The sequence below is a fragment of the Burkholderia sp. Ac-20392 genome (genome assembly GCF_017104585.1).
Classification (GTDB): domain Bacteria; phylum Pseudomonadota; class Gammaproteobacteria; order Burkholderiales; family Burkholderiaceae; genus Burkholderia; species Burkholderia lata.
Window position 1 is genome coordinate 1 of record NZ_JAAGPB010000158.1, and the last position, 16,849, is coordinate 16,849.

At 68.4% G+C, this 16,849-nt stretch carries 17 protein-coding genes, 1 pseudogene and 1 riboswitch; of the genes and pseudogenes, 13 read left to right on the plus strand and 5 right to left on the minus strand.

Annotation, left to right across the window (positions count from 1 at the left end):
• The 4 genes from G3N99_RS18585 to iolG all read left to right on the plus strand — a co-directional run.
• On the plus strand, positions 1-392 hold a 392-nt coding region (locus tag G3N99_RS18585), incomplete at its 5' end, for a substrate-binding domain-containing protein (RefSeq protein ID WP_206123145.1).
• 156 nt (positions 393-548) lie between these two features.
• Entirely contained in the window at positions 549-1,571 is a 1,023-nt protein-coding gene (locus G3N99_RS18590; protein WP_206123146.1) for a xylose isomerase, read from the plus strand.
• Between the two features lie 38 nt (positions 1,572-1,609).
• Positions 1,610-2,437 (plus strand): TIM barrel protein, encoded by an 828-nt coding sequence (locus tag G3N99_RS18595; protein ID WP_206123147.1) that lies wholly within the window; start codon positions 1,610-1,612, stop codon positions 2,435-2,437.
• A 71-nt stretch (positions 2,438-2,508) separates the two neighbouring features.
• Positions 2,509-3,495 (plus strand): inositol 2-dehydrogenase, encoded by a 987-nt coding sequence (gene iolG, locus G3N99_RS18600; RefSeq protein ID WP_206123148.1) that lies wholly within the window; start codon positions 2,509-2,511, stop codon positions 3,493-3,495.
• Positions 3,496-3,497: 2 nt separating this feature from the next.
• On the opposite strand, the gene G3N99_RS18605 is transcribed toward iolG, so the two are convergent.
• Positions 3,498-3,689 (minus strand): hypothetical protein, encoded by a 192-nt coding sequence (locus G3N99_RS18605; RefSeq protein WP_206123149.1) that lies wholly within the window; start codon positions 3,687-3,689, stop codon positions 3,498-3,500.
• Here G3N99_RS18605 and G3N99_RS18610 point away from each other — a divergent pair.
• Positions 3,688-4,374: an HAD family hydrolase gene (locus G3N99_RS18610; RefSeq protein WP_174942440.1), complete on the plus strand. Its 687-nt coding sequence runs from the start codon at positions 3,688-3,690 to the stop codon at positions 4,372-4,374. The genes G3N99_RS18605 and G3N99_RS18610 overlap by 2 nt on opposite strands.
• Positions 4,375-4,475: 101 nt before the next feature.
• Here G3N99_RS18610 and ribB read toward each other — a convergent pair whose 3' ends face one another.
• The 3 genes from ribB to G3N99_RS18625 form a co-directional block, all read right to left on the minus strand.
• Positions 4,476-5,186: a 3,4-dihydroxy-2-butanone-4-phosphate synthase gene (gene ribB / locus G3N99_RS18615; protein WP_174942437.1), complete on the minus strand. Its 711-nt coding sequence runs from the start codon at positions 5,184-5,186 to the stop codon at positions 4,476-4,478.
• A 118-nt stretch (positions 5,187-5,304) separates the two neighbouring features.
• Positions 5,305-5,453, minus strand: a riboswitch (FMN riboswitch).
• A 194-nt stretch (positions 5,454-5,647) separates the two neighbouring features.
• The gene (locus G3N99_RS18620) at positions 5,648-6,349 is read right to left on the minus strand and encodes an XRE family transcriptional regulator (protein ID WP_206123150.1); all 702 of its coding nucleotides are present in this window, start codon (positions 6,347-6,349) and stop codon (positions 5,648-5,650) included.
• A 232-nt stretch (positions 6,350-6,581) separates the two neighbouring features.
• Complete coding sequence (locus G3N99_RS18625) at positions 6,582-7,757, minus strand: MFS transporter (RefSeq protein WP_206123151.1); 1,176 nt, start codon at positions 7,755-7,757, stop codon at positions 6,582-6,584.
• Between the two features lie 144 nt (positions 7,758-7,901).
• Here G3N99_RS18625 and G3N99_RS18630 point away from each other — a divergent pair, with 144 nt between their 5' ends.
• The 8 genes from G3N99_RS18630 to lnt all read left to right on the plus strand — a co-directional run bounded on the left by G3N99_RS18630 (position 7,902) and on the right by lnt (position 16,224).
• Positions 7,902-8,834, plus strand: coding sequence for a LysR family transcriptional regulator (locus G3N99_RS18630; protein ID WP_206123152.1), 933 nt, complete (start codon positions 7,902-7,904; stop codon positions 8,832-8,834).
• Between the two features lie 216 nt (positions 8,835-9,050).
• Positions 9,051-10,424, plus strand: a complete 1,374-nt coding sequence (miaB, locus tag G3N99_RS18635; RefSeq protein WP_039360028.1) for a tRNA (N6-isopentenyl adenosine(37)-C2)-methylthiotransferase MiaB — start codon at positions 9,051-9,053, stop codon at positions 10,422-10,424.
• 29 nt (positions 10,425-10,453) lie between these two features.
• Positions 10,454-11,500 (plus strand): PhoH family protein, encoded by a 1,047-nt coding sequence (locus tag G3N99_RS18640; protein WP_166963506.1) that lies wholly within the window; start codon positions 10,454-10,456, stop codon positions 11,498-11,500.
• Between the two features lie 147 nt (positions 11,501-11,647).
• Positions 11,648-12,424: an rRNA maturation RNase YbeY gene (gene ybeY / locus G3N99_RS18645; RefSeq protein WP_174942429.1), complete on the plus strand. Its 777-nt coding sequence runs from the start codon at positions 11,648-11,650 to the stop codon at positions 12,422-12,424.
• A gap of 12 nt (positions 12,425-12,436) precedes the next feature.
• Positions 12,437-13,069, plus strand: coding sequence for a gamma-glutamylcyclotransferase (locus tag G3N99_RS18650; protein WP_174940261.1), 633 nt, complete (start codon positions 12,437-12,439; stop codon positions 13,067-13,069).
• Positions 13,070-13,139: 70 nt separating this feature from the next.
• Positions 13,140-13,289, plus strand: coding sequence for a hypothetical protein (locus G3N99_RS18655; protein ID WP_174940259.1), 150 nt, complete (start codon positions 13,140-13,142; stop codon positions 13,287-13,289).
• A 306-nt stretch (positions 13,290-13,595) separates the two neighbouring features.
• The gene (locus G3N99_RS18660) at positions 13,596-14,483 is read left to right on the plus strand and encodes a transporter associated domain-containing protein (RefSeq protein ID WP_011353131.1); all 888 of its coding nucleotides are present in this window, start codon (positions 13,596-13,598) and stop codon (positions 14,481-14,483) included.
• 52 nt (positions 14,484-14,535) lie between these two features.
• Positions 14,536-16,224, plus strand: coding sequence for an apolipoprotein N-acyltransferase (gene lnt / locus G3N99_RS18665; RefSeq protein ID WP_206123153.1), 1,689 nt, complete (start codon positions 14,536-14,538; stop codon positions 16,222-16,224).
• Between the two features lie 115 nt (positions 16,225-16,339).
• On the opposite strand, the pseudogene G3N99_RS18670 reads toward lnt, so the two are convergent.
• Positions 16,340-16,849 (minus strand): annotated as a pseudogene (locus G3N99_RS18670) (hypothetical protein); the annotation flags it as partial.

The following is a 16,849-nucleotide window of genomic DNA, read 5'->3' on the forward strand; positions in this document are numbered from 1 at the left end:
TCCGCTGCGACGACGAGCCGGTCGAGACGCTCGACCAGGACGACCGCTGCTACCGCGCCGTGACGAAGGCGCTGCAGGCGCACGACGACGTGGTCGCGATCTACAACAGCGGCGCCGGCTCGGCCGGCATCGAAGCGGCGCTGCGCAAGGCCGGCGCCGCCGGCCGCGTCGTGTGGATCGGCCACGAGATGATCGACCTGCACCGCACCTTCATCGAAGCCGGCGCGATGGATCTCGCGATCGACCAGGATCCGGACGGCCAGGTGATTTCCGCGCTGCAGCACGTGCTGCATGCGTGCGGGATCGTCGAACAGCCGCCGCCGGCCGATCCGGTCGAATTCCGCGTGTTCTGCCCGGCAAACGTGAGGACGAGCGCCTACCTGCCGGCCTGAATTCCGACGTCCGGCACACCGTCCGTCGCGCCGCATGCGCGTCGCGAAAAAATCGACCGCTGCATTGGCGATTTTTCGTCAACGTTTGTCATGCAGCCCGCGCCGCGCATCCGTACATTGGGCAGCCAATCCCATGACAACCGCGGACAGGAGACGATGGCTGAACCGATCCTCATCGGCGTGAACCTCGACGGCGTGCTCGAACACGACGGCCTGCCGTTGCCCGCGCCCGCCGAACGCTTCCGGATGGTCGCCGGCGCCGGCGTATTCGACTACGTCGAAAAGAATCCGGCGCGCGGCGAAGACCTATCGCCGTATTTCGCACTGGTCGAACGCCATGCGCTGCCGATTCGCGTGATCGGCGGCATCTGGTGTGCGGGACGCGATGAAGCACACGTCGCCGAGATCGTCGACGCGGGCGCACGTTTCGGCAGCACGGTGCTCAACTGCCAGCTGTATGCACATCACGCGGATGGCCATCCGCTGTCCGACCGCGAAGTCGCCGATTTCTACCTGCGCACCTACGAGCGCGGCGAGCGGGCCGGATGCCTGCCGAGCCTCGAAGTGCACGTCGACATGTGGAGCGAGGACTTCACGCTCGTCGCACGCGTCGCGCGACATGTCGAACAGGCCGGCGCGCCGTTCCGGATCACGCTCGATCATTCGCACCTGCTGTTCAAGATCGGCAATCGCGCCGAGCTCGACGCATCGGGCATGCACGACGCAGTCGACAACGGCCGCCGGTTGCTCGACCCTGCATCGCCCGACGCCCTCTACGCCGACTGGATCGCGCGCGGCTGGGTCCGGCATGCACATGCGCGCAGCGTGATGCCGAACAATCCGGACAACCCGTGGATGCGCCGCGCCGACGGCCGGCCCGGGCGCGGCATCCAGTATCCGTTCGTCGCCCCCGCACCGGGCGCCTATCACGGCGCATGGCGCGCGGCGGCGCTCGATACGTGGAAGGCTGCGCTTCGGCAGTTGCTGCACGCGCAGGCCCACGTACGGCCAGCGCGCGTCGAGCAGATCAGCTGCGAGTTCATCCCGTTTCCCGACTACGGCGGCGGCGCACGCTATTCGATCTTCGACAACAACGTCGCGTGCGCGCACTGGCTGCGCGACACGTGGCGTGCACTCGCCGCGCCGCCGACAGCCGGCATCGCGCGCACCGGCACCTGATTCGAACCAGCCCCCACTCGAGACCCAAGGACAGAACGATGACGCAAGCCTTCCACTTCTCGCTGAACCGGATGAGCGCACCGCGCTTGCCGTTCGACCGTTACGTCGCGCTGTGCCGGCGCCTCGGCGTCGACACGATCGAGATCCGCAACGATCTCGACAGCGTCGAGATCGACGACGGCACGCCGGCCGCCGCCGTGCGCGCGACAGCCGAAGCCGGCGGCGTGACGATCCTGACGATCAACGCGCTGCAGCGCTTCGAGCAATGGAACGCCGAGCGCGCGGACGAGGCGACCGTGCTGGCCGACTATGCGGCGCAATGCGGCGCGCGTGCGCTGGTGCTGTGCCCGACCAACAGCCGCGGCGATACACGCAGCGCGGACGTACGCCACGCGGATCTCGTGAAGGCGCTGAAGGCGCTCAAGCCGATCCTCGACGCGCGCGGCCTGCTCGGCTTCATCGAGCCGCTCGGTTTCGAGGAATGCGCGCTGCGCCGCAAGTCGGATGCGGTGAAGGGCATCTACGACGCGGCGGGCGAGCAGGTGTTCCGGCTCGTGCACGACACGTTCCACCATCACCTGTCGGGCGAGGACATCTTCTTCCCGAACCTGACGGGCCTCGTGCACATCTCGGGCGTCGAGGAGCACGACCTGCCGGTCGACCGGATGCGCGACGGCCATCGCGTGCTGGTCGGCGGCGCCGACCGGCTCGGCAATATCCGGCAACTGCGCGAACTGCTCGCGCGCGGCTACCGCGGCGCGTTCTCGTTCGAGCCGTTCTCGAACGAAATCGCCGAAGCCGACGACATCGAGGACCGGCTGCGTTCGAGCATCGACTACGTGCGCGGTGAACTCGCGAGTCAATGATCGTCGCCAGGTTGCGCGGCCGCCTTTAACCGCGGGTCAGCACACAATCACCTAATCAACAGGAGAACGGAATGATCGAATTCGCGTTGTTCGGCGCGGGACGCATCGGCAAGATCCACGCGGCGAATCTCGCGCGCCATCCGGGTGCGAAGCTGAAGTACGTGGTCGACCGGCATGCGCCGTCGGCCGACGCGCTGGCCCACTCGCACGGCGCGCAGGTGACCGACGTAGAACGCGCGCTCGGCGATCCGGCGGTCAGGGCAGTCGTGATCGCATCGAGCACCGACACGCACGCGGACCTGATCGTCGCGGCGGCGAACGCGGGCAAGGCCGTGTTCTGCGAGAAGCCCGTCGACCTGACCGTCGAGCGCTCGCGTGCGTGCGCGGACGTCGTCCGGCGCAGCGGCGTGACCTGCATGATCGGCTTCCAGCGCCGCTTCGACCCGACGTTCGCCGCGCTGAAGGCGCGCGTCGAGCGCGGCGAGATCGGCGCACCGGAAATGCTGGTCGTCACGAGCCGCGATCCGGGCGCGCCGCCCGTCGACTACATCCGCAGTTCGGGCGGCATCTTCAAGGACATGCTGATCCACGATTTCGACGTGTTCCGCTGGATCCTCGGCGACGAAGCGCAGACGCTGCACGCAACCGGCAGCTGCCTGACCGATCCGGCCGTGCAGGACGCGGGCGACATCGATTCGACTGCCGTGACGATCCGCACGCGGCGCGGGCTGCTGTGCCAGATCAACACGTCGCGGCGCGCGGCCTACGGCTACGACCAGCGTTTCGAACTGCTCGGCAGCAACGGGATGCTGCAGGCCGGCAACGTGCGGCCGACCGAGGTGAGCGCGTGGCTCGCGGCCGGCATCGCGACGGATGTGCCGGAGCCGTTCTTCCTCGAGCGCTACCGGCATGCATACGCGGCCGAGATCGCGCACTTCGTCGACGCGCTGCGCGACGGCACGCCGGTCCGCACGACGATCGACGACGGGCTCGCCGCGCTCGAACTCGCCGAGGCCGCGATGACGTCATGGAAAACGGGGCGCGTAATCGAGCTGTAACGTCACCGGTAGCAAGCGGCGGCGAACCGCGCAAGCGGGCCGCCGCCGGACGATCGGCGGCCCACCCGGACGACACACCGCGAGCGCGCGATCGCATCGGGAAAATTTGCCGAAGCGTCGCGCGGCATGTGCGTGAAAGCACGTATGATGGCGAATTGATCTGCGTCGCCGACATCCCGCTTTTTCACCACCATGCTCGATCACCTCATCTGCGACTGCGACGGCGTGCTCGTCGACAGCGAAGTCATCGCCGACCGCGTACTGCTCGACACGCTGTCCGCCACGTTCCCGAATCTCGATTTCGAGGCCGCCGCCAAGTCGGCGTTCGGCCAGCAGACGTCGCGCTTCCTGGCGGGAATCGAATCCCGCTTCGGGATCGAGATGCCCGCCAATTTCATCGAGACCATCGAGCACAATATCGAGAGCGCGCTGGCGCAATCGCTCGCGCCAATCTCCGGCGTGCGCGACGCGCTGCTGAAGGTGACCCTGCCGGCGGCCGTCGTGTCGAACAGCCGGCTCGCGCGCGTGCGCAGCTCGCTGAAGCGCGCGTCGCTCACCGAGATCTTCGGCGATCGCGTGTTCAGCTCCGAGCAGGTCGCGCGGCCGAAGCCCTACCCCGACGTCTACCTGCATGCGGCGCACACGCTCGGCGTCGCGCCGGAGCGTTGCATCGTCGTCGAGGACAGCGTGTCGGGATTGAATGCCGCGCGTGCGGCAGGCATGAAGACGATCGCGTTCGTCGGCGCGAGCCACATCCCCGACAACTACGCGGACGCGCTGCGCGCGATGGGCATCACGCGGATCATGCGCAAGATGGACGAACTGCCGGCGTTCGTCGAAGCCGGCGTGCGCGGCGAATTCGGAGACGTGCAGTCCTGATGGTCGTGCCGTCCCGATCGGGCTGATCGGGACAATCCGGCGTGCGCCGGTTCACGCACGCCGAACCACGGGCGCTCGAGCGCGCCCGCGCTCCCCTTCCCTCAGGCCGGTTCGCAGCAGCGCTCGCGCGCGGCGGCCAGCGCCTCGCGGAACTCGACGAGTTCCGCGATCGTCAGCATCGGCAGCCCGTGCTGTTGCGCGAAACGCTCGACATCGTCGCCGCGCGTCATCGTGCCGTCCGGGTTCATCAGCTCGCACAGCACGCCGGCCGGCTTCAGGCCCGCGAGGATCGACAGGTCGACCGTGCCTTCGGTGTGACCGCGGCGTGCCAGCACGCCGCCCGGTTGCGCACGCAACGGAAACACGTGGCCGGGGCGCACGATGTCGTGCGGCTTCGCATCTTCCGCGATCGCCGCGCGGATCGTCGTCACGCGATCGGCGGCCGATACACCCGTATGCACGCCTTCGCGTGCCTCGATCGAGACGGTGAACGCGGTGCCGTTGCGGCTCTCGTTGGTCTGCACCATCGGCGGCAGCTCGAGCGCACGCACCGTGTCGTCGGTCAGGCACAGGCACACGATGCCGCTGCATTCGCGGATCAGCAGTGCCATGGTCTCGGGCGTGATGCGCTCGGCGGCAACGATCAGGTCGGCTTCGTTCTCGCGGTCGTGGTCGTCCTGCAGCACGACCGCACGGCCTGCGCGCATCGCATCGAGCGCGGCGGCGATGCGCGGCGGCACCGGTTCGGAATCCAGCAACGGGAGATCGGCAAAGGCGTCGGCGGGTGCCGACGAAACGGACATCAAGGACATGTGAAACGCTCCTCGCTAATACGATTTGGGCGAAAAACGTTTCAGGGCATTGCAAACAGACAGAACGACAACCCGCTTCGCACGCATGGCGAAGCGGTCCTGACGGACATGACTATCTGCACATCTTCTCTCATCCGGACTATGACCGTCGGCTCTGGCATTCGACCAGATCTGCTGACCCCGCGCGGATGCGCGGGCGCTCGCGGGCTCGCCGGCTTACGCCAGCCTACCGCCGGTGGGGAATTTCGCCCCGCCCTGAAGACGCACTGATTGCCGGATGGAGCAACCCCATCTGCGGCGGGCCAAGCATACAACAGCTGCGCGCGCGGCGCAGCGAACACCTGTTAAAACCTTACTGACGACCCCGTCTAACGGCATCGTCCAAACGGCCGACGGGCGCCTCGCGATCGCGCCCGAACGACGCGCACGCAGCCCGCTTCCGTGCGACCTGCGTTGCGCGATCAGCCGGCCGCGTGCGCGGCATGAGCCGCGTGCGCCGTGTCGGGCACGAGCCAGCGCGGCGGCACTTCGGGGCTTACCGTCACGCGAAACGCCCGCGCTTCGCTGTCGCCCGGGTTGCGCAGGCTGTACGGCTGGTCGGCATCGAACACGATCGCATCGCCGGTCGCGAGCAACTGGCGGCGGTCATGCACGCTGACTTCGAGCGTGCCCTCGCTGACGACGAGGTTGATCGTCGTGCCGGGCGCGCGGCGGGCGCCCGGCTCCGTATGCAGCGGCGCGATCCGCAGCTCGTGGAACTCGGCCGCGGCCGGCTCGCCTTCCGGGTACAGCGCGCGCGCCGAGAAACGGCCGTTCGAACTGACGACCCGCGACGCACGCTCGGCCGCCAGATGCTCGAAGCCGTTCACCGCATGGCGGCGCAGGAAGGCGGCGACCGATACCTTCAGCGCCGCGGCGATCTTGCAGAGCACCTTGATCGACGGCACGCTGCGCGCCGACTCGATCTGCGCGAGCATCGCACGCGACACGCCGGACAGCCGCGCGAGCGCATCGAGCGACAGCTGCCGCTCCGCGCGCAACCGCGCGAGGTTCACGCCGACGACCTGTTCGAGAACGTCGAGCGACGCGGACGCCCGCGCATCGGCGGCGTTGCCGGACTCGAAGGAAGACACGTCGCGCACCAGCGCCAGGGATGAAGACATAGCATTGCCTCCGGGCCGCATGTGCAGCCCTGCGTATGGGGTAAGCCGGGATCGGAATCGGGTTGCGCCAGCAACGGCGCGTATCGAGACGCTATCACCCGGTCTTGCGCCGGCAAACGAAGTTATCTTCACACCGTTATCAGCATCGCGGAGGAATGCGTTCCTCGCGAACCATTTCCCGCCGCTATCGCGTCGCACGGGCGCCGCTCATTGCACCGGTAATTGCCACCGCTCATCGCGCCGCGGGCGCCGCGCCGCGTGCCGGCCCGCGCGCATCGAGCCGCATCGCGAACCACGTGACGACGAGCGCCGCGAACGTCACCGCGACGGCGACCCACGGCAGCGCGTCGAGCGCGAGGCCGTGTTCCAGCGCAAGGCCGCCGAGCCACGCGCCCAGCGCATTGCCGACGTTGAACGCGCCGATGTTCAGCGTCGACGCGAGATGCGGCGCGCTCGCGGCCTTCTCGACCACGTGCGCCTGGAGCGGCGGCACCGTCGCGAACGCGGCGATTCCCCATACGAACACGGTGACGGCCGCCGCGACCGGATGGTGGCTCGTCTTGGCGAACACGACCATCACGGCCATCAGCGCGACGAGGATCGCGATCAACGACGGCATCAGCGCGCGGTCGGCGAGCTTGCCGCCGAGCGTGTTGCCGATCGTCAGCCCCGCGCCGAACAGCACGAGGATCAGCGCGACCGCGCGCGGCGAATAGCCCGACACGGACTGGAGAATCGGCGCGATGTACGTGAACACGACGAACACGCCGCCGAAGCCGAGCACGGTCATCAACAGTGCGAGCCACACTTGCGGCTCCTTCAGCACGCGCACTTCGTGGCCGAGGCCGACCGGCCCGCTGTCGTGGCGGTTCGGCACGAGCGCGGCGACGCCGCCGAGCGCCAGCACGCCGAGCGCGGCGACGATCCAGAACGACGCACGCCAGCCGAGCAACTGGCCGACGAAAGTACCGAACGGCACGCCGAGCACGTTCGACAGCGTGAGCCCCGTGAACATCAATGCGATCGCGCTCGCACGCTTGTCGGTCGGCACGAGCGACGCGGCGACCACCGCGCCGATCCCGAAGAACGACCCGTGCGCGAACGACGTGACGACGCGCGCGACCATCAGCATCGCGTAGCCGGACGCGGTCGCACACAGCACGTTGCCGACGATGAAGATCGCCATCAGCAACTGCAGTGCGGCCTTGCGCGGCATGCGGCTCGTCAGCACCGCGAGCAGCGGCGCGCCGGCCGCGACGCCGAGCGCGTAGCCCGTGACCAGCAGGCCGGCCGACGGCAGCGACACGGCCAGGTCGTGCGCGACCTCGGGCAGCAGGCCCATGATGATGAACTCGGTGGTACCGATGGCGAAGGCGCTGATCGCAAGCGCCAGTAACGGGATGGGCATGACGTTCTCCGGAAGGCGGCGGACGCGGCGGCCGGTCGGTGCCGCGCCGCACAAAAGGCAGGATGTGCGCATTGTCCCGAAGATGCCTATATTTGATAATTGGCGTGGCATTTGAACCATTTTCAAATAATTCTGAAAAATCGCATGGATCGACTGGGCGATATCCGGCTGTTCGTCGAAGCGGCCGAACTGGGCAGCCTGTCCGCCGCCGGGCGCAAGCTGAACCTCACGCCGGCCGCCGCGAGCGCGCGCCTCGCGAAGCTCGAGGCGGCGGTCGCCACCCGGCTGTTCGACCGTTCGACCCGGCAGTTGCGGCTCACCGACGAGGGCCGCCTGTACCTGAACGGCTGCCGGCAGGCGTTGCAGGCGCTCGACGACGCGAACGCGCTGCTGCAGGCCGGGCGCAACGTCGTCGGCGGCCGGGTGCGGCTGTCGGCGACGTCCGAATTCGGCCGCCGGCGGCTGCTCGACTGGCTCGACGAATTCACCGCGCGCTACCCCGACGTGACGTTCTCGCTGACGGCGTCCGACTCGACGGTGAACCTGTGGCAGGACGAGATCGACCTCGCGATCCGCTTCGCGGCGCCGCCCGACGGCGCGCTGATCGCCCGCCGGCTCGCCGCGGACCGGCGTGTGCCGTGCGCGGCGCCGTCTTTCATCGAACGCCACGGCGTGCCGAGTGATCCGCACGATCTGGCCCGCTTTCCATGCAACGTGATCACGGTGGCGTCCGGCCCGATGAACACGTGGCGCTTCACGCGCGGCCACGACACGCAGACCTGCACGGTGCCGCTTGCCACCGCGTTCGAGACCAACGACGGCGGCCTCGCCCGCGAATGGGCGCTGCGCGGCCGCGGCATCGTGCTGAACTCGATCTGGGATGTCGCCGACGACATCCGCGCCGGGCGGCTCAAGGTCCTGCTGCCCGACTGGCGGCACCAGAGCGCGCCCCTGCATGCGATCTATCCCGGCAAGCGCTACATGGCGCCGCGCGTGCGCGTGCTGCTCGACTTTCTCGCCGAACGCTTCGCGCGCGAGGAAGCCGCGCACGAAGACCTGCTGAACGCTTGCCGCTGACGGCCGGCACGCCACCGTTCAGGGGTCGGAACGTGACGGACGGCGTCGCGCGACCGCAACCCGCCCCCCGTCCCCGCCAGCATGAAAAGCTATAATGAAAGGCTTTCCCGACGGCTTTTCATGCTGGCTGCGCGCCATCCGCGTGCAGCGCACGGCCGTCCCGATTCACCCTATAGACGACGCCCCCAGGTCAACCACTGCGAACGGCGAACCCCCATGACCAAGAAAGTTTACGTAAAGACCTTCGGCTGCCAGATGAACGAGTACGACTCGGACAAGATGGTGGACGTGCTGAATGCGGCCGAAGGCCTCGAAAAGACCGATACGCCGGAAGACGCGGACATCATCCTGTTCAACACGTGCTCGGTGCGTGAAAAGGCGCAGGAGAAGGTGTTCTCCGATCTCGGCCGCGTGCGCGAACTGAAGGAAGCGAAGCCCGGCCTGCTGATCGGCGTCGGCGGCTGTGTCGCGAGCCAGGAAGGCGCATCGATCGTGTCGCGCGCGCCGTACGTCGACCTCGTGTTCGGCCCGCAAACCCTGCACCGCCTGCCGCAGATGATCGACGCGCGCCGCGAGAGCGGCCGTGCGCAGGTCGACATCTCGTTCCCCGAAATCGAGAAGTTCGACCACCTGCCGCCCGCGCGCGTCGAGGGGCCGAGCGCGTTCGTGTCGATCATGGAAGGCTGCTCGAAGTACTGCAGCTACTGCGTGGTGCCGTACACGCGCGGCGATGAAGTGTCGCGCCCGCTCGACGACGTGCTGACCGAAGTGGCAGGCCTCGCCGACCAGGGCGTGCGCGAAGTCACGCTGCTCGGCCAGAACGTGAATGCGTATCGCGGCGCGCTGGCGGCCGGCTCGTCGGAAATCGCCGATTTCGCGACGCTGATCGAATACGTCGCCGACATCCCCGGCATCGAGCGGATCCGCTACACGACGTCGCACCCGAAGGAATTCACGCAGCGCCTGATCGACACCTACGCGAAGGTGCCGAAGCTCGTGAGCCACCTGCACCTGCCCGTCCAGCACGGCTCCGACCGCATCCTGATGGCGATGAAGCGCGGCTACACGGTGCTCGAATACAAGTCGGTGATCCGCAAGCTGCGCGCGATCCGCCCGGACCTGTCGCTGTCGACCGACATGATCGTCGGCTTCCCCGGCGAGACCGAGGACGATTTCGACAAGATGATGGCGCTCGTGCACGAGATGAGCTACGACACCAGCTTCTCGTTCATCTACAGCCCGCGCCCCGGCACGCCGGCCGCGAACCTGCACGACGACACGCCGCGTGAAGTGAAGCTCAAACGCCTGCAACATCTGCAGGCGACTATTGAAGAAAACGTCGCGCGCATCAGCCAGTCGATGGTCGGGAAGGTCGAGCGGATCCTCGTCGAGGGCCCGTCGCGCAAGGACCCGAACGAACTCGCAGGCCGCACCGAGAACAACCGGGTCGTGAATTTCCCGGCGCCGCTCGCGTCGCACCCGCGCCTGATCGGCCAGATGATCGACGTGAAGATCAACCATGCGTACCCGCATTCGCTGCGCGGCGAGCTCGTGCTCGTCAGCGACGACGCGAGCGCGGCCACCCACTGACTGACGCTCAACAGGAGCCCGACGCCACTTTGAAGCCGACCCAAGCACTGGAATTCGTCGCGCCGCGCGACGACAACGCGCGCCTCGCCAACCTCTGCGGCCCGCTCGACGAGAACCTGCGGCAGATCGAACAGGCGCTCGACGTCACGCTGTCGCGACGCGGCCACCGGATCGCGATCCGCGGTCGCGGCGCCAAGCTCGCGCTCGCCGCGCTCGAGAACTTCTACAACCGCGCGCGCGATGCGCTGTCGGTCGACGACATCCAGCTCGCGCTGGTCGAAGTGCGCCACACGGCCGGCAACGGCCGCCAGGACACGCTCGACGTGCGCTTTCGCGGCGATCCCGACCATCCGTTCGACGACCCGGTCGTGCAGCTCGACGCCAGCGAGCCGGACGAGGAGCCCGCGCCGAAGCTCTACACGCGGCGCGCCGACCTGCGCGGCCGCACGCCGGCGCAGCGCGAGTACCTGAAGCAGATCCTGTCGCACGACGTGACGTTGGGCATCGGGCCGGCCGGCACGGGCAAGACCTACCTCGCGGTCGCCTGCGCGGTCGACGCGCTCGAGCGCGACCAGGTCAAGCGGATCGTGCTGACGCGCCCGGCCGTCGAGGCCGGCGAGCGGCTCGGCTTCCTGCCGGGCGATCTCGCGCAGAAGGTCGACCCGTACCTGCGTCCGCTGTACGACGCGCTGTACGACCTGCTCGGCTTCGACAAGACGGCGAAGATGTTCGAGCGCCAGATGATCGAGATCGCGCCGCTCGCGTACATGCGCGGCCGCACGCTGAACCACGCGTTCATCATCCTCGACGAGGCGCAGAACACGACGCCCGAGCAGATGAAGATGTTCCTCACGCGGATCGGCTTCGGCTCGAAGGCGGTCGTGACCGGCGACACGAGCCAGGTCGACCTGCCGCGCGGGCACAAGAGCGGCCTCGTCGAGGCGCAGCAGGTGCTCAACGGTGTGCGCGGCATCGCGCTCACGCGCTTCACGAGCGCGGACGTCGTGCGCCATCCGCTCGTCGCGCGCATCGTCGAGGCATACGACGAATTCCACGCGCAGCACCAGGACGGCTGACCGGCCGGCGGCGCCCGCACGCCGCCCCGGCCCGACAGCCCGGCCCGGCCCGCCAGACGGCGCGCCGGGCTTTTTTTCGCCTGCCTGAATTCGGGTGCGATCGGCCGTTTGGTGTATCCTCAACGCGTCCTAATCGCCGCACGCGTCATGAAATCCTCCCGTTCTCGCAAGTCCGGGCGCGCCCAGTCCGCCGCGCCCGCCTCCCCCCGCCTTTCGCTGTTCGATGCGAAGGGCAAGGCCCGGACCGTCAACGCGCAAGGGCTGCGAATCGACTTCCCGGATGGCCGCAGCCTGATGTTCGACCTGTCGGGCAGTTCGGGAGAAGCCGCCGTCGCGATCGTCGCGCAGCACAACGATCCGGCCATGCGCGCGAAGCTCGCGCTGCAGCCCGAGCACTACGACAGCGTGACGCTGCACGTGGGCGCCGAGCCCGCACCGCGCGAAGACGACACCGAAGACGCGCTGCGCGAGCTGGAACTCGACCTGTCCGTGCAGTACGGCGACGAAATCACGAGCGACGTGCGCAAGACGCTGCCCAAACGCAAGCTGATCGCGGAATGGATCGAGCCCGCGCTGTTCGCCAGCGCGCAGCTCACCGTGCGCTTCGTCGGCGAAGAAGAAGGCCGCACGCTGAACGCCGGCTACCGTCACAAGGACTACCCGACCAACGTGCTGACCTTCGCGTACGACGCGGCGCCCGACGGCACCGTGATCGGCGACCTCGTGCTGTGCTGCCCGGTGGTCGAGAAGGAAGCGCACGAGCAGGGCAAGCCGCTCACGGCCCACTACGCGCACCTGCTGGTGCACGGCGCGCTGCATGCGCAGGGCTACGACCACGAGACGAGCGACGAGGACGCGGCCGAAATGGAAGCGCTCGAAGTCGACATCCTCGCGAAGCTGGGCTTCCCGAACCCGTACCAGTAAGCCATCTGCACGATGCGCAACGCCGCGACGCTCCCGCCTGCCTACCCGCCGTCGATCGGCGACGGGCGCCTGCTGACGGAAGACGAGCTCGCGGCCTCGCTCGCGCACACGATGCGCGACTGGGACGGCCAGCAGGATCTCTGGCTGTTCGGCTATGGCTCGCTAATCTGGAACCCGGGATTGCCGACCGTCACCGCCGTGCGCGGCAAGGTGCACGGCTATCACCGTGGGCTCTACCTGTGGTCGCGCGTGAACCGCGGCACCCCTGAACGCCCGGGCCTCGTGCTCGCGCTCGATCGCGGCGGCTCATGCTCGGGCATCGCATTCCGGCTCGCCGGCCCGACCGCGCAGCCGCACCTCGAAACGTTGTGGAAACGCGAGATGCCGATGGGTTCGTACCGGCCCGCGTGGCTGCCGTGCTCACTGGAAAACGGCGAACGCGTGAACGCGCTCGCGTTCGTGATGCGCCGCGACGCGCCGACCTACACGGGCAAGCTGACCGATCCCGTCGTGAAGGAAGTGTTCGGCTGCGCGGCCGGCCGCTACGGCACGACGCTCGACTACGTGAGCCGCACGGTCGACGCGCTGCGCGCGAGCGGCATCCCCGATCGCGCACTGGAAGGGCTGCTCGCGCGATGCCGGTGACGCGGCACCGCGCCCGGCTTGCCGCCACGCGCTGCCGCGCCGCATGCGCATTCGAACGAGGGCACTCCCGATGAAACCGTCACGCTGGTCGCGTTGCAAGGTTGCCGCGCTGATCGTCGCCGCGAGCGTTGTGCTGTCCGGCTGCGGAATACTGGGCTGCGGCGGCGCCGCGACCAACGGCGCGGCCGCCGGCGGCTGTTCGGCCGGCATGCGGTTCTGATCCGCGACGCGGCGAAGTCCGTGTGCGACAGAATGCCGCCGCAAGCTGCCCCGGCCGGACGTTTTCCCGCGTCATGGCGCCCCGCCCCTTCCGCACCCGTTTTTTGCCGCCGCTGCCCCGCCGCCCTTTTCTGAGATAGGATGGAACCGAGGACGATGTCGCGCCCGGCGCGGCCGTCCGCGAGCGGGGCCCGCGCGAGCTGCCCACCCTGGCCGTGCGGCCGGTGTGACACGGTCGCGTCGTGGCCTTGGTGTATCCTTGCCTACTCCGTGACAGCGCGCTCCGGCATGACCCGGGCGCACCACCATGAACGATTCGTATCCCAGTCGTAAGCCAACCGACAAACCGCAAGAAAAGCGCTCGCTGCTCGAGCGCCTGACCGACTTCATCTCGCCCGAGCCCGAATCCCGCGGCGAGCTGCTGGAAATCCTCCAGGATGCCCACGAGCGCAACCTGATCGACGCCGATTCGCTGTCGATGATCGAAGGCGTGTTCCAGGTATCCGACCTGTGCGCACGCGACATCATGGTGCCGCGCGCACAGATGGACGCGATCAACATCGCCGACAAGCCTGAAGATTTCATCCCGTTCGTCCTCGAGAAGGCGCACTCGCGCTACCCCGTGTACGAGGAGAACCGCGACAACGTCATCGGCGTGCTGCTCGCGAAGGATCTGCTGCGTTTCTATGCCGAAGAGGAATTCGACGTGCGCGGGATGCTGCGCCCGGCCGTGTTCATTCCCGAATCGAAGCGCCTGAACGTGCTGCTGCACGACTTCCGTGTGAACCGCAACCACCTCGCGATCGTCGTCGACGAATACGGCGGCGTCGCGGGCCTGATCACGATCGAGGACGTGCTCGAGCAGATCGTCGGCGACATCGAGGACGAATACGACTTCGACGAGGAAGCCGGCAACATCATCTCGGGGCCCGATGGCCGCTACCGCGTGCGTGCGCTCACCGAGATCGAACAGTTCAACGAGACGTTCGGCACCGATTTCCCCGACGACGAAGTCGACACGATCGGCGGGCTGATCACGCATCATTTCGGCCGCGTCCCGCATCGCGGCGAGAAGCTGCAGCTCGGCAACCTCGTGTTCGAGATCCAGCGCGGCGATGCACGCCAGGTCCACGTACTGCTGGTGCGCCGCAACCCGCTCGCCAGCCGTCGCGCCGAAGCCTCGCACGAGGACTGACCGTCGCGCGCCAGCCGCGCGTTCCACAACCGCTCGCCCACTTTCGCTTCACATGGACGATCCGATCCTGTCCCGCCCGGCTGGCGGCCTGCTCGCGCCGACACCCGGCCGCGCGTTGCCGCGCTGGCACTACCCGGCCGCGCTGCTCGCCGGCGCAGCCAATACGCTCAGCTTCGCACCGACGCCGCATGGCGGCTGGCTGCAGCTCGTCGTATTCGTCTGGTTTTTCGCGCAGCTCACGCGCACCGCAAGCTGGCGCAGCGCCGCGCTCACCGGTGGCGCGTTCGGCTTCGGCAACTTCATCACCGGCATCTGGTGGCTCTACATCAGCATGCACGTGTACGGCGAGATGGCCGCGCCGCTCGCGGGCGGCGCGCTCGTGCTGTTCTCGCTGTACCTGTCGCTGTACCCGGCGTTCTCCGCCGGGCTGTGGTCGTTCTGCGCGGGCCATGCGTGGCATCGCCGCACGCCCGACCCGCGGCCGTTCTCACCGACCTGGCACGGCGCATTCGCGTTCGCGAGCGCGTGGGCACTCGGCGAATGGCTGCGCGGCACCCTGTTCACCGGCTTCCCGTGGCTCGCCAGCGGTTATCCGCAGGTCGACGGCCCGTTCGCGGGCTTCGCGCCGGTCGCCGGCGTGTACGGGATCGCGTGGGTGCTCGCGCTGTTCGCCGCGCTCGTCGTGCAGGCGCTCGCCACCGCCCGGCCGTCGCCGCTTGCCGAACCCCGTGCCGGCAATGCGCGCGTACGCATCGCCGCGCCGGCCGGCATCGCGGTCGCGCTGATCGCGGCCGGTCTCGGCCTGTCGCAGGTCACGTGGACCGTGCCCGCGAACAAGCCGCTCACCGTGCGGCTGCTGCAGGGCAACGTGAAGCAGGACATCAAGTTCGAGGAAGCGGGCATCGACGCGGCGATCAAGATGTACACGCAGATGATCATCGAGAAGCCGGCCGACCTGATCGTCACGCCCGAAACCGCGATCGCGGTGATGATCCAGGAGCTGCCCGAGCCGTTCGCCGTCGCGATCCGCAAGTTCAGCGACACGACGGGCTCGGCCGTGCTGTTCGGCGCGGTCGGCGCATCGGTGACCGAGGACGGCCACTACGTCGACTATACGAACAGCCTGTACGGCGTGACGCCGAATTCGCGCGACATCTATCACTACGACAAGCACCATCTCGTGCCCTTCGGTGAATTCATCCCGTGGGGCTTCCGGTGGTTCGTCGACCTGATGAAGATGCCGCTCGGCGACTTCGCGCGCGGCGCCCCCGTGCAGAAGCCGTTCCTCGTGCACAACCAGCCCGTGATGGCCGACATCTGCTACGAGGACTTGTTCGGCGAGGAGATCGCCGCGACGATCCGCGACAACCCGCAGCCGCCGGGCGTACTCGTCAACGTGACGAACCTCGCGTGGTTCGGCGACACGATCGCGCTCGACCAGCACCTGCAGATCGCGCGGATGCGCTCGCTGGAGACGGGCCGGCCGATGCTGCGCTCGACCAACACGGGGATGACGGCCGCGATCGATGCGCACGGCCGCGTGCTCGGGCAACTGAAACCGTTCACGATCGGCTCGCTCGACGTGCGGATCGAAGGCACCAGCGGCTTCACGCCCTACGTGACGAGCGGCAACAACATCGTGCTCGCGGTGTCGCTCGTGCTGCTCGCGTTCGGCTTCACGTTCGGCCCCGGGCTGCGCCGGCGCAACGGCAAGAAGAACGGCGACGACCAGCCGGAATGACGCAACGCGCGGCCGCTGCGCAGTGCGTGGCGGCCGCCGCCAAATGCAACATCCCGCGGCGGCCGGTGGCCGTGAACCGGCCGGCCGCTCAGGCCTGCCGGGCAGACTCCGCCGATTAAGCCGATTGCACCGGCTGCGCGGCCAGGCCCCGCAGGTCGCGGCTCACGTCCTCCATCACCGGCGCCCACGCGCCGAACGCCGGTTGCCGGTACAGCGTCGCGGTCGGATACCACGGGCTGTCGTTGCGTTCGAGCAGCCACGGCCAGTGCGGATTCACGTCGAGCAACACCCAGGTGCGTGCGCCGAGCGCGCCCGCCAGATGCGCGACCGACGTGCAGACGGTGATCACGAGATCCAGCGCGCCGATGAATGCGGCCGTATCGTCGAAGCTCGTCAGTTCCGCCGTGAAATCCTCGATGGCGAGGCCCGCCGCGCGCGCCGCCTCGACATCCGCGTTCGCGCCCGGTTGCAGCGAATAAAACGCGACGCCGTCGATCCCGCGGAACGCGGCGGCATAGCGCTCGAGCCCGACGCGCCGGAACGGATTGCGCTGGTGCCCCGCGCTGCCCGTCCACACGAGCCCGACCTTCAGCCGGCGGTCGCTCGCGAGCCGCGCGCGCCACGC

What these genes read in the sequence shown, in the direction of transcription:
- G3N99_RS18590 (WP_206123146.1), top strand. Translation starts at nt 549, where the DNA reads ATGGCTGAACCGATCCTCATCGGCGTGAACCTCGACGGCGTGCTCGAA.
- G3N99_RS18595 (WP_206123147.1), top strand. Translation starts at nt 1,610, where the DNA reads ATGACGCAAGCCTTCCACTTCTCGCTGAACCGGATGAGCGCACCGCGC.
- iolG (WP_206123148.1), top strand. Translation starts at nt 2,509, where the DNA reads ATGATCGAATTCGCGTTGTTCGGCGCGGGACGCATCGGCAAGATCCAC.
- G3N99_RS18610 (WP_174942440.1), top strand. Translation starts at nt 3,688, where the DNA reads ATGCTCGATCACCTCATCTGCGACTGCGACGGCGTGCTCGTCGACAGC.
- G3N99_RS18605 (WP_206123149.1), bottom strand. Translation starts at nt 3,689, where the DNA reads ATGGTGGTGAAAAAGCGGGATGTCGGCGACGCAGATCAATTCGCCATC.
- ribB (WP_174942437.1), bottom strand. Translation starts at nt 5,186, where the DNA reads ATGTCCTTGATGTCCGTTTCGTCGGCACCCGCCGACGCCTTTGCCGAT.
- G3N99_RS18620 (WP_206123150.1), bottom strand. Translation starts at nt 6,349, where the DNA reads ATGTCTTCATCCCTGGCGCTGGTGCGCGACGTGTCTTCCTTCGAGTCC.
- G3N99_RS18625 (WP_206123151.1), bottom strand. Translation starts at nt 7,757, where the DNA reads ATGCCCATCCCGTTACTGGCGCTTGCGATCAGCGCCTTCGCCATCGGT.
- G3N99_RS18630 (WP_206123152.1), top strand. Translation starts at nt 7,902, where the DNA reads ATGGATCGACTGGGCGATATCCGGCTGTTCGTCGAAGCGGCCGAACTG.
- miaB (WP_039360028.1), top strand. Translation starts at nt 9,051, where the DNA reads ATGACCAAGAAAGTTTACGTAAAGACCTTCGGCTGCCAGATGAACGAG.
- ybeY (WP_174942429.1), top strand. Translation starts at nt 11,648, where the DNA reads ATGAAATCCTCCCGTTCTCGCAAGTCCGGGCGCGCCCAGTCCGCCGCG.
- G3N99_RS18650 (WP_174940261.1), top strand. Translation starts at nt 12,437, where the DNA reads ATGCGCAACGCCGCGACGCTCCCGCCTGCCTACCCGCCGTCGATCGGC.
- G3N99_RS18655 (WP_174940259.1), top strand. Translation starts at nt 13,140, where the DNA reads ATGAAACCGTCACGCTGGTCGCGTTGCAAGGTTGCCGCGCTGATCGTC.
- G3N99_RS18660 (WP_011353131.1), top strand. Translation starts at nt 13,596, where the DNA reads ATGAACGATTCGTATCCCAGTCGTAAGCCAACCGACAAACCGCAAGAA.
- lnt (WP_206123153.1), top strand. Translation starts at nt 14,536, where the DNA reads ATGGACGATCCGATCCTGTCCCGCCCGGCTGGCGGCCTGCTCGCGCCG.